Annotated in this window: 7 protein-coding genes and 1 CRISPR repeat array; of the genes, 3 read left to right on the top strand and 4 right to left on the bottom strand. The window is 37.5% G+C overall.

The genetic code is table 11. The annotated features are described in order from the left end of the window. Position 1 precedes the first annotated feature (1 nt). Positions 2–265 (top strand): CRISPR-associated endonuclease Cas2, encoded by a 264-nt coding sequence (gene cas2, locus AC06G9_RS05915; RefSeq protein ID WP_480957677.1) that lies wholly within the window; start codon positions 2–4, stop codon positions 263–265. 219 nt (positions 266–484) lie between these two features. After that, a CRISPR array of direct repeats spans positions 485–9,491; the repeat unit is 30 nt; unit sequence CCTTTAATCGCACCATCTTGGAATTGAAAT. A 94-nt stretch (positions 9,492–9,585) separates the two neighbouring features. Here the strand turns inward: cas2 and AC06G9_RS05910 are convergent. Next, positions 9,586–10,299 carry a hypothetical protein gene (locus tag AC06G9_RS05910; RefSeq protein WP_346606557.1) on the bottom strand — a complete coding sequence of 238 codons (714 nt, stop codon included), beginning with the start codon at positions 10,297–10,299 and terminating at the stop codon, positions 9,586–9,588. A 300-nt stretch (positions 10,300–10,599) separates the two neighbouring features. Here AC06G9_RS05910 and AC06G9_RS05905 point away from each other — a divergent pair, with 300 nt between their 5' ends. Beyond that, positions 10,600–11,382, top strand: a complete 783-nt coding sequence (locus AC06G9_RS05905) for a patatin-like phospholipase family protein (RefSeq protein WP_045753735.1) — start codon at positions 10,600–10,602, stop codon at positions 11,380–11,382. A gap of 72 nt (positions 11,383–11,454) precedes the next feature. Here the strand turns inward: AC06G9_RS05905 and AC06G9_RS05900 are convergent, their stop codons facing one another. From AC06G9_RS05900 to AC06G9_RS05890, 3 genes are all read right to left on the bottom strand, one after another. Beyond that, positions 11,455–12,741, bottom strand: coding sequence for a type II toxin-antitoxin system HipA family toxin (locus AC06G9_RS05900; protein ID WP_480957676.1), 1,287 nt, complete (start codon positions 12,739–12,741; stop codon positions 11,455–11,457). Then, complete coding sequence (locus tag AC06G9_RS05895) at positions 12,735–13,082, bottom strand: helix-turn-helix domain-containing protein (protein WP_293927903.1); 348 nt, start codon at positions 13,080–13,082, stop codon at positions 12,735–12,737. The genes AC06G9_RS05900 and AC06G9_RS05895 overlap by 7 nt, the downstream gene beginning before the upstream one ends. A 158-nt stretch (positions 13,083–13,240) precedes the next feature. Next, a complete protein-coding gene (locus AC06G9_RS05890) occupies positions 13,241–14,158 on the bottom strand; it encodes a carbohydrate kinase family protein (protein WP_480957675.1) in 918 nt (305 codons plus the stop codon). A 249-nt stretch (positions 14,159–14,407) separates the two neighbouring features. Here AC06G9_RS05890 and AC06G9_RS05885 point away from each other — a divergent pair, with 249 nt between their 5' ends. Further along, on the top strand, positions 14,408–15,574 hold the full coding sequence (locus tag AC06G9_RS05885) for a homing endonuclease associated repeat-containing protein (protein ID WP_480957674.1): 1,167 nt from the start codon (positions 14,408–14,410) through the stop codon (positions 15,572–15,574). The last annotated feature ends 20 nt before the right edge of the window (positions 15,575–15,594 follow it).

Below are 15,594 nucleotides of genomic sequence, written 5' to 3'. Positions count from 1 at the left end.
TATGTATGTCATATTAGTTTATGATATGGGTGAAAAGCGCGTTGGCAAAATGCTCAAACTTTGTAGACGCTACCTCAATTGGATTCAGAATTCTGTTTTCGAAGGAGAAATTACTGAAGTTAAATTGAAAGAGCTTCTATTCAAGGCAAAAGAAATAATGATTTTAGATGAAGATAGCATTATACTTTTTAAAAGTCGACAGGAAAAATGGATGGAAAAAGAAGTTCTCGGAAAAGAAAAAAATGAATTAACTACCTTCCTATAAATCATCTACATGTCGTCGATGAGGACGACGAAAGAAAGATCTTTGACATGTTAATTACTAAAATACTTCTAAATTACCCTTTAACAAGAATTAAAGAGGGTTGTCGCTTATAGGGGTAAATCTTACTATTGTGCATCGACTAATTTTCACAAAGAATAAGAGGTTGATACATTGGTTTTCTCGCCTTTAAAAACTACATTTGTATGTCGTATTATACGGCCTTTAATCGCACCATCTTGGAATTGAAATTGACAAAGCACGTAAATTCAGATATAAACCTTATAACCTTTAATCGCACCATCTTGGAATTGAAATTGATCATCAACGGTTAATAATTCGCAAAAGATTTTTCCTTTAATCGCACCATCTTGGAATTGAAATGTGAATAGTAATCAAATTCAGGGTCGGGACAATAACCTTTAATCGCACCATCTTGGAATTGAAATCGTGGATTCAATGGCATGCCAAAGCCTTTATAAAATGCCTTTAATCGCACCATCTTGGAATTGAAATTAATCTGCCAAAACTTGGATGTATCATCACTTCCTTGCCTTTAATCGCACCATCTTGGAATTGAAATAACTTGGTTAAGGAATTGCAGCGTTATGGGTTTGAGTCCTTTAATCGCACCATCTTGGAATTGAAATTTAACAAGAAAAAACAATTGGTAGATTACAAAAGACCTTTAATCGCACCATCTTGGAATTGAAATATTTTAACCCCTCTTATATCGGATGTTTCTTCCTCAACCTTTAATCGCACCATCTTGGAATTGAAATTATTGAAAATCTCGTTTACCGTTATTTGTTTCTAATCCTTTAATCGCACCATCTTGGAATTGAAATATGGGTATTTGGTGATAGAGTTAAAGGCGCATCAGGCCTTTAATCGCACCATCTTGGAATTGAAATCAGCATGGATAGTTTCATTGCTCGTATCTCCTTGTGCCTTTAATCGCACCATCTTGGAATTGAAATGTGAACTTACTGGGCTTTACAGGTCTACTTATGATTTCCTTTAATCGCACCATCTTGGAATTGAAATTTCAAAAAATAGTTTCGATTTTTCCCCTTCAAGACCCCTTTAATCGCACCATCTTGGAATTGAAATGAAGTTCTAAATATACTTTCATTGATGGTATACGTACCTTTAATCGCACCATCTTGGAATTGAAATAGAATAGGGAACTTGCCTAGGTCCGTAAATCCTCAAACCTTTAATCGCACCATCTTGGAATTGAAATATATCACCTCGTAAAAACGGCGTTTCGATAACGACGCCTTTAATCGCACCATCTTGGAATTGAAATTCTGGATTGCCGTTGGAAGCATATTTAAAATGTCCTCCCTTTAATCGCACCATCTTGGAATTGAAATGGATGGGAAACCAAAGACGATAACGGTCGCAAGGACCTTTAATCGCACCATCTTGGAATTGAAATAGGACTGTCAACTAAACGAACCGGGGGGGTATATAACCTTTAATCGCACCATCTTGGAATTGAAATATGGCAGAAATTGAGTTAGCCGATATCGTTATCCGAACCTTTAATCGCACCATCTTGGAATTGAAATTGTGATCGCGATGCCTAATCGTTTGGCCGTTGCCTTCCTTTAATCGCACCATCTTGGAATTGAAATGGAATTGTTTTTACACTGAAGTTCGCGCCATGATACCCCTTTAATCGCACCATCTTGGAATTGAAATCTACGAATATGATCACTCTGTTCAATGTTATTCCTCCTTTAATCGCACCATCTTGGAATTGAAATTAAATTCGGTATGACTAATTCCAGGTTAAGCAGGATCCTTTAATCGCACCATCTTGGAATTGAAATGCTGGAGCAGCATAATAGAAACGGTTAGGAATAGATTCCTTTAATCGCACCATCTTGGAATTGAAATTCATTCGAGCGGCTTTTTAAAGTGTCAATAGTTCCTCCTTTAATCGCACCATCTTGGAATTGAAATGAATTATTTGCGTTGGGTAAATAATTAATATTTAATACCTTTAATCGCACCATCTTGGAATTGAAATTCTTTTGCAGATTTTTTAAATTGATTTTGTTCTTTGCCTTTAATCGCACCATCTTGGAATTGAAATCTTCGTATTCAGAAAAGATTGGCAGGATTATCCTGCCTTTAATCGCACCATCTTGGAATTGAAATTGTTTCCAATTGCCTCTGCTCCTGTTGACTTTGTTACCTTTAATCGCACCATCTTGGAATTGAAATAAAGAGAATTGAAAAAGAGGCTGAGTTAGCTCAAACCTTTAATCGCACCATCTTGGAATTGAAATATTATTGCTGAAATGATCGATACAGTATCGAAGTACCCTTTAATCGCACCATCTTGGAATTGAAATATGGATACCTTGGCTAAAGGTTTGGAGTTCGCGGACACCTTTAATCGCACCATCTTGGAATTGAAATGAGAATATGGGGAAGTATAAATACGAATACAGCAAACCTTTAATCGCACCATCTTGGAATTGAAATCTCGTATAAGTCGGTCATAGTATTTATGTCAACATAGCCTTTAATCGCACCATCTTGGAATTGAAATCCTCAGAATATTGAACAATCTAAGGGCAACGTGTCCCTTTAATCGCACCATCTTGGAATTGAAATAATTTATTTTCATATTAATTTATTTAAGACAACCAAACCTTTAATCGCACCATCTTGGAATTGAAATAATTCAGGTCTAAGTACCTATACTGTTTCTTTTCAGCCTTTAATCGCACCATCTTGGAATTGAAATGGCAAGGCTTTCTTGCTTTCATTCGGTGGCATCGAGCCTTTAATCGCACCATCTTGGAATTGAAATTTGGGAATAAAGTCTCTTTAGCCTCAATAAAAGCCCCTTTAATCGCACCATCTTGGAATTGAAATTTACTTTTTTAAATACTGTTTGTTTCGTTTCCATACCCTTTAATCGCACCATCTTGGAATTGAAATTTAGTCGTACTCGTGAATTAGAGTTAAATAAAAATTCCTTTAATCGCACCATCTTGGAATTGAAATTACAGGTGGAGGATTGAGCACAGTTCTTAAATTAGTCCTTTAATCGCACCATCTTGGAATTGAAATTTCGTCACCTGCTATAAGCGGTTGACATTCGGCTACCTTTAATCGCACCATCTTGGAATTGAAATATGGTAAGACAAATTTACTTTTCAGTTTGAATTCAGCCTTTAATCGCACCATCTTGGAATTGAAATAGGTATCCCGTAATGGCTTGAATATTGATCTATACCTTTAATCGCACCATCTTGGAATTGAAATAAAGAATCATACGAGAAAATCAAAGAATTAATTAAACCCTTTAATCGCACCATCTTGGAATTGAAATTTCTAAATATGACAATCCTTTATATCTCTTCAACCCCCCTTTAATCGCACCATCTTGGAATTGAAATATAACTTTTTTAGTGTAATCATTGTAACCAACTGCACCTTTAATCGCACCATCTTGGAATTGAAATTCGAAATAGGAATTTCATTGACAGCCCCTTGATATCCCTTTAATCGCACCATCTTGGAATTGAAATATGGTACCGTGGTCAATGGCACTGCCTGACTTGGGCCTTTAATCGCACCATCTTGGAATTGAAATAAAGTTGCTAATATCGAAGTATATAATGAATCTGTAGCCTTTAATCGCACCATCTTGGAATTGAAATTGAAAAAATAAATGGTAAATCTCATTTAGGGTATTGCCTTTAATCGCACCATCTTGGAATTGAAATCTGACTTCTTAAAAGACGCATTGGGTGAGGTAGGACCTTTAATCGCACCATCTTGGAATTGAAATCTCTTCTGTTAGTGGGATTGGTTCTTTAATTATTTCCCTTTAATCGCACCATCTTGGAATTGAAATTTAAAATGAATATAACTATATTCGCGATCACCCTTCTCCTTTAATCGCACCATCTTGGAATTGAAATATGCTGACTGACACATGTAAATAGCATAATCGATACCTTTAATCGCACCATCTTGGAATTGAAATCCGCATATATAAATCTCGCATACTTCAAAGTTTTTTCCTTTAATCGCACCATCTTGGAATTGAAATTGAGCTTCTATTTTCCTTTGCCCTTCCAAATAACATCCTTTAATCGCACCATCTTGGAATTGAAATGATTTTCTTATGAGACATTTTATAAGAGGTTATTTTGCCTTTAATCGCACCATCTTGGAATTGAAATGAAGGTAAGGTTAGATTCTGGAGGGCTGAGTAATGCCTTTAATCGCACCATCTTGGAATTGAAATTGAAATACAGATGGAATTTGAGCGTCAACTATGGAACCTTTAATCGCACCATCTTGGAATTGAAATTGAAAAATCTATACAAGATAAAAAGCAAGCTGTAGAACCTTTAATCGCACCATCTTGGAATTGAAATTGCTTCTTGTAAAACTCCTGCGTTAACTCAGCTGCCTTTAATCGCACCATCTTGGAATTGAAATATAGATTTGGTAGTATTGCTTAGAAAAACGACATCACCTTTAATCGCACCATCTTGGAATTGAAATTTGATTGAAAAAGCGTGCCTTCATCAAGCTTGCTTTCCTTTAATCGCACCATCTTGGAATTGAAATCGTATCCATCAACGCGGCTTATTAGGTTCTCTTTGACCTTTAATCGCACCATCTTGGAATTGAAATCGATATATTTGCATGTTAATATTATTGTTTGCACCTTCCTTTAATCGCACCATCTTGGAATTGAAATTTAGTAAATCAATTTCTTCCTCAGTGTTGATAGCACCCTTTAATCGCACCATCTTGGAATTGAAATAGTGTACTTGAATTGCTTCGTAGGGACTATAAGGACCTTTAATCGCACCATCTTGGAATTGAAATATCGGAAGGTATTTCGATTGTTTTATTGGCGTCTGCCTTTAATCGCACCATCTTGGAATTGAAATTGATTTATACCAATTCATGATTTCATTGTCTTCAATACCTTTAATCGCACCATCTTGGAATTGAAATAGTTTATAAGGGGTGCGGGGATGTGTTGTAATACGACCTTTAATCGCACCATCTTGGAATTGAAATACGGCCTTCGGAAGCTCGAACACGCCTGTAAGGTTCCTTTAATCGCACCATCTTGGAATTGAAATGAAATGGCTACCGTTACAAAAAAGAAAACAAAAAACCTTTAATCGCACCATCTTGGAATTGAAATTTACAAGCTGATGAAGCAATGATTTAGCGATATCCTTCCTTTAATCGCACCATCTTGGAATTGAAATATAGGCGCTACAATAGCAGCACTATCTGCTGTATTACCTTTAATCGCACCATCTTGGAATTGAAATTCTGAAAGTACGATCTTTATCACCTCCAAATTGAACCCTTTAATCGCACCATCTTGGAATTGAAAATAGAAGCGCAGCGGCTACCGGATGTTTTCGGACCTTGCCTTTAATCGCACCATCTTGGAATTGAAATAGCTTTTCAGCAAATACAATTATAAATAAGCTAATACCTTTAATCGCACCATCTTGGAATTGAAATATATTTAAACGATTCACGATAACTAAAGCGGCTGATTCCTTTAATCGCACCATCTTGGAATTGAAATGGCGAAGACATAAAATTCAATAGCCCGCCTACGGTACCTTTAATCGCACCATCTTGGAATTGAAATCGCATATTCGCGTTATTGAACATCTGATTCGATTCTACCTTTAATCGCACCATCTTGGAATTGAAATTCCGCTTCCCGTAATTTTTGTCGCGTTCTCAGGAATCCTTTAATCGCACCATCTTGGAATTGAAATCGCATATTCGCGTTATTGAACATCTGATTCGATTCTACCTTTAATCGCACCATCTTGGAATTGAAATTACGTGCTTTGATCTCCAGACCGTCAACGTCAAAACCTTTAATCGCACCATCTTGGAATTGAAATTATTAACACTTGGTGTTGTTATATCGAACAACGGATCCTTTAATCGCACCATCTTGGAATTGAAATTTCGGTTAGCATCATTAAAGGTCGAAGGCATGAACCTTTAATCGCACCATCTTGGAATTGAAATTTTGAAAAACACCCGTAACGAACGCGCTTCCGGTTTCCTTTAATCGCACCATCTTGGAATTGAAATAATATATAACGCAGGGTGCAAGTTCGACGAGATGCTGCCTTTAATCGCACCATCTTGGAATTGAAATCTAGCTTAGTAGTATGGTACACGCGCAAAAAGTACCTTTAATCGCACCATCTTGGAATTGAAATATGAATACAGTTAAAAAACTAGTTAACGCAAATTTCCTTTAATCGCACCATCTTGGAATTGAAATTTTTAAGGCGTTAGAATTAAGTATTTAACATATTGACCTTTAATCGCACCATCTTGGAATTGAAATGTGTGTAGCCTATAAATAGGAATCCGACTACGAATCCTTTAATCGCACCATCTTGGAATTGAAATACTACAATCTACAAAGTTACGCTGTGTGATTGGTGCTTCCTTTAATCGCACCATCTTGGAATTGAAATGAAAATGACATCGTTCTTTAACATACTCAATTATAACCCTTTAATCGCACCATCTTGGAATTGAAATTTACAATAATGCTTACTAGCATGAATAATTCTAACACCTTTAATCGCACCATCTTGGAATTGAAATATCACAAAGAGGTCGAATTGTTTCGCCAGTCCCATACCTTTAATCGCACCATCTTGGAATTGAAATCTATAGGCAAGACCTTCCAACAATACATGGACGGGACCTTTAATCGCACCATCTTGGAATTGAAATGTGTCTTTATTTTCAAAGACTTTTTCTACACCCAGTCCTTTAATCGCACCATCTTGGAATTGAAATTGCAAAACCGACCGTCAATACGTCACCAACTAACTCCTTTAATCGCACCATCTTGGAATTGAAATGTTGTCAAAATCACAGGCATTTTTGCCGTATTGGAACCTTTAATCGCACCATCTTGGAATTGAAATTAACAATGGGCACGGATTACAATCTTTTTGAACTTCCCTTTAATCGCACCATCTTGGAATTGAAATATTTGGAATACCGCATTAGAGATGTCTTCAGCAGCCCTTTAATCGCACCATCTTGGAATTGAAATCGTGCTGTCGGTGGAGGATTCTATCCTGCCTTTAATGCCTTTAATCGCACCATCTTGGAATTGAAATAACTTTTGCATATAATTTTTCTCCTGGTGTAATGCCTTTAATCGCACCATCTTGGAATTGAAATGGGGGAACAGGCTTTATTTCTGTAGTTGCATCATACCTTTAATCGCACCATCTTGGAATTGAAATCTGTGTGCGATTGTAAGGAGAGTAATAGAAATCTCCTCCTTTAATCGCACCATCTTGGAATTGAAATGAAGGTTCTTTAGTAGGTCGAGATCCTGCGACTGGCCTTTAATCGCACCATCTTGGAATTGAAATTAGAATTCAATTGCGTACCTAACCTGCTGTTGCAAACCTTTAATCGCACCATCTTGGAATTGAAATTGATCGACCTGAAAAGAATCGCTTAAAGGTAATGACTCCTTTAATCGCACCATCTTGGAATTGAAATGAATATAAGATCGCTATAGAACAAGATGGTGGTACCTTTAATCGCACCATCTTGGAATTGAAATTCATTGCGGGTTCTTCGCGTGTTAAAGCCATCGCCGCCCTTTAATCGCACCATCTTGGAATTGAAATCCAAGGCGGCTTGGGCTTTTATATCCACACCTCTAGGCCTTTAATCGCACCATCTTGGAATTGAAATTTATCTTTTACTAAAGAGGGTCGAGATGAGCTAAAAACCTTTAATCGCACCATCTTGGAATTGAAATAAAGTTTTAACTTGGTAACATATGGCTGTAACTACCTTTAATCGCACCATCTTGGAATTGAAATTGATAAAGGCGGCGTATTTAGGGCTGCCGCTAAAGCCCTTTAATCGCACCATCTTGGAATTGAAATTAAGATAATCCCGTAGGTGTCATGATCGGGCCGCCAACCTTTAATCGCACCATCTTGGAATTGAAATAACAGAATATAATTCTGCGACTGACCGCTGAGGTCTCCTTTAATCGCACCATCTTGGAATTGAAATATGCCGTAAGTATTCCTGATCTTCGCTAATTGTTCCTTTAATCGCACCATCTTGGAATTGAAATAATTAGGCTTGTTAACACTTGTTATTGTACCTTGCTCCCTTTAATCGCACCATCTTGGAATTGAAATCTATTGGCTAGCAGGGTTTACCTTCTTTCCTTAAGCCTCCCTTTAATCGCACCATCTTGGAATTGAAATAGAGGTGTCAAAATTATTTTCTATAAATGATTTAATCCTTTAATCGCACCATCTTGGAATTGAAATACCTCTAAGTATTCAACCTTAGTTTTCAGTTTTACTACCTTTAATCGCACCATCTTGGAATTGAAATTTGGTTAGCTTATAATCAACTTCGGCTTGAAGATTCCCTTTAATCGCACCATCTTGGAATTGAAATTCCACTTGTTGAAAGATAGGAGCGTAATTACCTAACCTTTAATCGCACCATCTTGGAATTGAAATATGTTATTACGACAAACAAAATGAATAAAAGAGCGGACCTTTAATCGCACCATCTTGGAATTGAAATAGTCGAGTTGCAGGTGACTTTAAAGGATCCCTTGCTTCCTTTAATCGCACCATCTTGGAATTGAAATATCTATAACCGATCATATTGGTGGATGGTGGCTTACCTTTAATCGCACCATCTTGGAATTGAAATAGTATCTCTGCAGTCTTGTACTTAGGTATTCCTAAGCCTTTAATCGCACCATCTTGGAATTGAAATTACTGCGGACATGAGCAAGATATCTGTCATGACGATCCTTTAATCGCACCATCTTGGAATTGAAATCTTTAATCTTTAAAAATGTGGCTAAATGGCGCAAAACCTTTAATCGCACCATCTTGGAATTGAAATCCTCTAGGGCTGCCGCACACGCGCCAACTGCGCGGCCTTTAATCGCACCATCTTGGAATTGAAATAAACAGACTGAAACCTTGTTGCTTCGGGCTGTTGCCCTTTAATCGCACCATACTGGAATTGAAATTAAGAACATGAAGCGACCACACCTCGGTCGCCGTTAACTTTAATCGCACCATCTTGGAATTGAAATCTTACAACTGGCTCATTTTCATTTTCGTTACCACCACCTCTAATCGCACCATACTGGAAGTAAAATATTGGTTTTGTCTCTCTATATAAATAGGTTAACATAAAAAAATCCTTACAGTACGATGTAAGGATTTTTGTTAAAAATTAAAATTTCAATTCGACTATTTAATATTTTTAATAACCGAATGATAATCCTTGCTAGCCATTTTTATGGAAGCCTTATTCTTTGAAGTATTAGGCATATAAAGAGCGACTAATCCTAAGTTAGCATCTACAGTAACTCCTACCATGATTTTCGCATCTTTACTTGTGAAAAAGCCAATTTTATCCTCATAACCGTCAAATTTATATCTTTCACCATAAAATTTTACCACATTTTCAGCACTTGATGAGACAAACATTAATGCTGAGCTTTTCAGAACACCACCTTCTAAACTATAAAGAGAGTTTGTAACATATTTATTTGCATCACTATAATAAATAAATGTTGATGTTTCCGATATGAGTTTTCTTTTCTCATACGATTTTACGCTAGAAGCTCCTTTTGTAAAATCAAAAAATGGCTCCACAACGCCTGTAATGTATGGCTCAACGACAACTTTGGCTGAAACTGAGCTACCACCTACTTTTCCCGTAATAGTCACTTCTCCGATATGTTTCGCCTCAAATTTACCATCTGAACCAATTGTACCCACAAATTCATCAGATGATGTCCAAGAAACATTGGAAGCATTCTCCACCTTAAAGTTGAAACTACCATCATAATTTAGTTTAACTTCTTTTTGGTTAATTTTAAATTCAGGATTGGAGTCTTCACTTTTACTGCAACTCACTAATGTACCTACCGCTAAAAACAATAGTAATAATTTTTTCATATTCATTCTATAAGTTAAAAATTTCGTTAAGATACAGTTAAATATTATAACAAATTATACGGAAAACCAGAATATAAATAAATATCTGCTATGAGGAATTTGATTTTATCTTCTTAACAAAGCCCTAATGCTACTGTGTAGTCAAGTAACACCCAAGTTCAGTCGATATTTAAACCCTATAACTTACTGGTTATTTGACCGAATAAACTTAAATTTGATTTTAAAGCCATCAATCCGATAACGGAGAAAAAATGTTGCGAAGATGGTGAGTTGAAATAGGCATTCTTACAGAAAATTGAAATGATTGTAAACAACAAAATAGGAATTACACTATCTGGTGGTGGTTTCAGAGGAATCGCGCATTTGGGCATACTGCAATACCTGAAGGAATTGGATATACAACTTCATGCGATATCGGGCGCAAGCGCTGGCGCTTTGGTTGGTGCTTTTATAGCCGAAGGATACGCTCCGCTAGAGATATTGGAACTGGTAAAAGTAGAAAAATTCTTCACCTATTCTGACTTTTCTATTAGAACGGATGGACTGTTTAGTGCAGATATTTTTGAAAAAATCATTAAAAAGTATATTCCTCACGACAGTTTCGAAGGCTTAAAAATGCCGCTTTATGTTGCCGTTACGGATTTAACCAATGCGGAGTCACTGATATTCAATCAAGGTTCACTATCTTTTGCGGTTAAATCTTCTTGCTGTTTTCCTTTGGTATTTCAACCTGTAGCTTATAAAAACAACCGTTTTCTGTGTGATGGAGGAATAGTGAATAACTTTCCGGTGGAGCAGATCAAAGCGACCTGCAACAAAAGTATCGGCATCAATGTCAATCCGGTCAACCGTTCCGAAGGTAGACTCAACTACAAACAGATTGTGGAGCGCATCATCCGGATCACGACTTCCAATATTAGGGCTGAAGCTCCTGGTGATTGCGATATATTCTTACAGCCGGAGGAGATCAATCAGTTTAAAACATTTGACACCAGTAAAGTGGATCAGATATATCAGTTTGGATATAACTATGCTAAAGAATTTGAAAAGGAATTTATCACCTTGAAGAATGAGGTTGGTTAATACCTCCGCTCGCTCATTCCGACGGGAAAGATTTCTTCACTTTTAACCTGCTGGTGCAGGATAGAAAACGGTTTATTTCAATTCCTTTATAAGAGCGTGGTCTATTAATTCTCTTTTCTCCTGATCTATTTCACATCTCGTGGCATAATCTTTCCAATTACGTACAATTTGCAGACAGTCATTGATTGCATTTTCCGGATATCGAATGGAATTTTGCTCGGCTATCGTCAATAGATCTGCTCTCAAAAAATCCTTGCGCTTGCCGTTGACACTTAAATTATGCTGGCTCACCCAAACACTGTCAGGACGGTATGCGAAACAGATGTCGTATGCAGGTGCTAATGTCCACTTTCCTCTGCGATCCATTAAAAAGGCAAAGTTCTTGGTATGATCGTCACAATTTCGTGCGATGATATTAAAGACCATGCGCTTGTACATTTGCTCTGCTTCTGCATAGCTCAACCGCAACTGACGCATGGTTTGAAAGACTTGCTCATAGCTATAGGAGGAAATATTTGCAAAATCATAATGCTGCAAGGCACACAATGTCTGGCTGTGAATTTTTTGATTGCCGGCTATACGATCAAAACGTTTGGTCATGAAGTGCACCCGATTATTTTCTTCAATCAATCGCGATTCCATCATGTCAATACCAAAGTCTATGGCCATCTGATAATAAGCCATCTCGACTCTTCCGTATCCTTTTGACACACCAAATTGCACGTCGCTCACCTCGTCAAACTTGATTAACCAATGCTCAAAACCTTCGTCAACTAACGTTTGTCCAGATCTCACCTGTCCTGTCTGTTCATTATAGGCGATGATGGCTTTGGGACGTGCACCTCCTGCCGAAGTTCCCATCTTCAACACATCCAACATCACATCTTCCATGCTTTTATTGGTTTTTAGGTTGATGGTCTCCTTGTTCTCCAATAAAGCTTTTGTGGTTTCGATCAAATCACTTAATTCTACCTCATAAGAAGCTGACTCCTTGCTCAACACGGGTTCGAATTCTAAGGCTCCCATTCCACGTTTACCAATAAAGCAGAGCAACTCTACGGGATTCAGACTATTATCAGGACGCCCCTGTCGGGCAAGCCAGGCATTTATTAAATCTCTCCCGTAACGATCTGGTAAAGCATCTGCTAAAAGCCCGGGCAAACCTTTGAAAGTTTCACTATCCCTGAATTCCGGAAAATTATATACTCTATTTTTTGCCGGCATTTTAATGGGGGCAATAGGAAAGCGGTCTATTGGAAATTTGGGGTCGTACTCAAAACTAGCAAGACCTCGGTCTGCATCCCAGGCGACTGCGCCTACGCGCCGCCCGTAGATATTGATAAATGCTGTCGTTACCATCCCAAATCGTTTATATCTGGATGCTCAGATTGTGATCTAGAGGCTCGTTTACGTTGCTGCTTTTCGCCCTTTGCCAGTTGTAAAGGGCTTAATTCTTCTCTTACTTCAAAATCATTTAACACATACAGCGCATTTAAGGTGCGTAATATTTTAATCAGATTGATGAGCGATATATTGTCTCCGCGCTCGACCAAACTTAAGGTAGAGCGGCTAATAGCGGCTTGTGCTGCCAACTCGCTTTGGGTTAGGTTTTGCTTGATCCGGGTCTGTTGAATAAACCAACCAACTTTTTGAAGAATGGCTTTATCCGACAGCAAGCTAATGTCCACTATATCATTCATAAGCATAATTTTTCAGTATTAATGCGTATTATTTCATTCATTAAAGTAATATAAAATAATCACAATCTAATGTACGAAATAAAATGCATAAAGAGCAAAATAACTACTGTATGCCTCAAATATCACTCATTAAGTAAAATGAAAAATTACCTTAGTTCTTATCCATGCTTCTGAGCGGCTGCCTCTCGAAAGGAAATAAAATCTGCTAATGTATATTCTGGACAAGCGCCTTCCTGAGCAGTAACAAATGCGCCTAAGGAAACGGCTTGATGCATCATTGCGGTTGCGGAAGTTCCCTGCTCCAATCTTTTGGATAAAAAACCGGCCAAAAAGGAGTCACCACTACCAACAGTATCTTTTACTTGAATAGGAATGGTCGGTATGGAATAAAAATCATGATGATCGGCATATAGCGCTCCTTTACTCCCCTTGGATACGATCACCTCTCCAATACCAAAGGTATCTCGCAGAAAATTCACACTATCCTCTTCTGTGGTATACGACTTACCCATAAAATCAATCAGCATACGCAGTTCGGCTTTATTAAATTTGGCCAAGTGCGTTTTATACAACAGATCTTTTATAACATGTACATCATAATGTGGCGCACGCAGATTGATATCGAAAACAGGGTATGAACTCGCTTCTAACAATTGGAATAGGGTGTTTCTTGTTCGTTCGTTGCGGGTAGCCAATGATCCAAAAACCAGTGCATCGGATGTGGCTACCATAGCCTGGTTGACAGGATTGAACTCCATATAATCCCACGCTACGTCGCTAACAATATCATAGTGCGCATCATGATGTTCATCGATCGTAGCGACAACGGTGCTTGTTGGATAGGTATTGTTGATCTGTATTCCTGCTGTCGAGATTTTCCAGTCCTGTATTTTTTGCAATAGTTCACGGCCTAATTCATCATTTCCAACACTGCTGATCATATTGACTTCAACGCCCATTTTAGAGAGATGGTAAGCGACATTGAAAGGTGCTCCTCCAGCTCTTCGATCTCCTCCCGGGAATATATCCCATAGTACTTCGCCAAAACAGGCTATTTTAATATCAGGTGTTGCCATATGAGTTTTTAATAAAAATATATTGAACAGAAAAATGACAGGAGCGCTCTTTAATACGCAATCCTACTCTTTCTATGTGCTAATTTACTCATAATTGAAGAAATGATTGGCGATTAATCTGATCCTGTTGTAAAATTATTAAAAATAGGCCTGTATCATCCTCTATTTTAAAGTATATTTTGAAAGTTGCACTTAACTTCTTAATTTAAAGACAATATTATAACCCTATTTTTAATAAAATAATAAGTCTTGAATAAAAATAAAGATCAAATTATTGCGAATGCCTTTTCCGAGATCAGAGATTTTTATGATCAACATGGTCGGATTCCGATAAGGCGTGAACGTGAAGCTATCAATACGATCGCGCGTCGGTACTTTGGAACCTGGAATAATTTTATAGCTGCTGCAGGCTATCAACCTAACGTAAAAAAAACAACAGCACAGATTACCGAGGAATTGTTTAAAATGGTACATGATTTTTATCAATTACATGGACGCATCCCGATGCGTCGAGAATTTACCAGGAAAAATGGTACTATATCTAAATATTTTGGATCGTGGAATAAATTTATAGCTGCTGCCGGCTATGAACCTAATTCGCGAAGGGTACCGTCCAAGATGAAACTTAAAAACTCCTTACTGCAATACTATCTGAAACATCAAAAGGTCCCAACTATTGGAGATTGCCGAGCCAAGAATGGTCTTTACAATCATTTGTCGTATTTTACACATTTTGGACTTAATTCATGGCCAGATGTGCTCGAATACGTCGGTCTCCGTCCCTATTTTAGAATCACAACGATGACTGATGCCGAAGCGAAAGAAGAGGTCATCAACCTCATCAAAAAACATAAAATTAAATACGGCAAAACATATGAAAAACTGAAACCTGAAAATTTTCCTTCGCTATGGTACCTGAAAGAAAAGTTTGGGTGGAATAATCTGTGCTATATGGCAGGAACAAAGATACCGGTGACTAAATTTAGCGTTAAAGACCACTACTTGAATCTGAAGAAAAATACAAGTAAGCCAACCGCAAAAGAACTGGCTAAAAAGATGAAAATATCACCTAGTGGTATCGTTTGGAATCTCAACCAACCTTTGAATGATTTTATTCTATCGATAGGACATGAACCTGCACATAAAACACCGACTAGATGTAAGCTCACGAAAAAACAACTTGCCGAACTTTATAAAGCAAAAAGCTTAGCACATGGATATCCAAATGGTATGCCCCGGGATAAATTACAGGAACTGACCGGATATTCAAGAGATATTTACGAAAAGAGGTTTTTTTCTATGAATGATCTTCGGCTCGTGTGTCATTTTAAGTTAGCATTTAGGGGAGGTAAAAAATATTCGGAAGAAGAGCTGCGCGATATCTTAAATAAACCTCCCTATCGAAACCACAGATAACATCAATATAAAACCCTCAA

The organism is Sphingobacterium sp. MAE, from assembly GCF_056711605.1.
Note: the sequence above shows the minus strand (reverse complement) of the source record. Positions and strands in the feature narration are given on the sequence as shown.

Bases quoted from the DNA above. Each gene is read 5' to 3' on its own strand.
- AC06G9_RS05890 (WP_480957675.1), bottom strand. From the start codon at position 14,158: ATGGCAACACCTGATATTAAAATAGCCTGTTTTGGCGAAGTACTATGG.
- AC06G9_RS05895 (WP_293927903.1), bottom strand. From the start codon at position 13,082: ATGAATGATATAGTGGACATTAGCTTGCTGTCGGATAAAGCCATTCTT.
- cas2 (WP_480957677.1), top strand. From the start codon at position 2: ATGTATGTCATATTAGTTTATGATATGGGTGAAAAGCGCGTTGGCAAA.
- AC06G9_RS05905 (WP_045753735.1), top strand. From the start codon at position 10,600: ATGATTGTAAACAACAAAATAGGAATTACACTATCTGGTGGTGGTTTC.
- AC06G9_RS05900 (WP_480957676.1), bottom strand. From the start codon at position 12,741: ATGGTAACGACAGCATTTATCAATATCTACGGGCGGCGCGTAGGCGCA.
- AC06G9_RS05910 (WP_346606557.1), bottom strand. From the start codon at position 10,299: ATGAAAAAATTATTACTATTGTTTTTAGCGGTAGGTACATTAGTGAGT.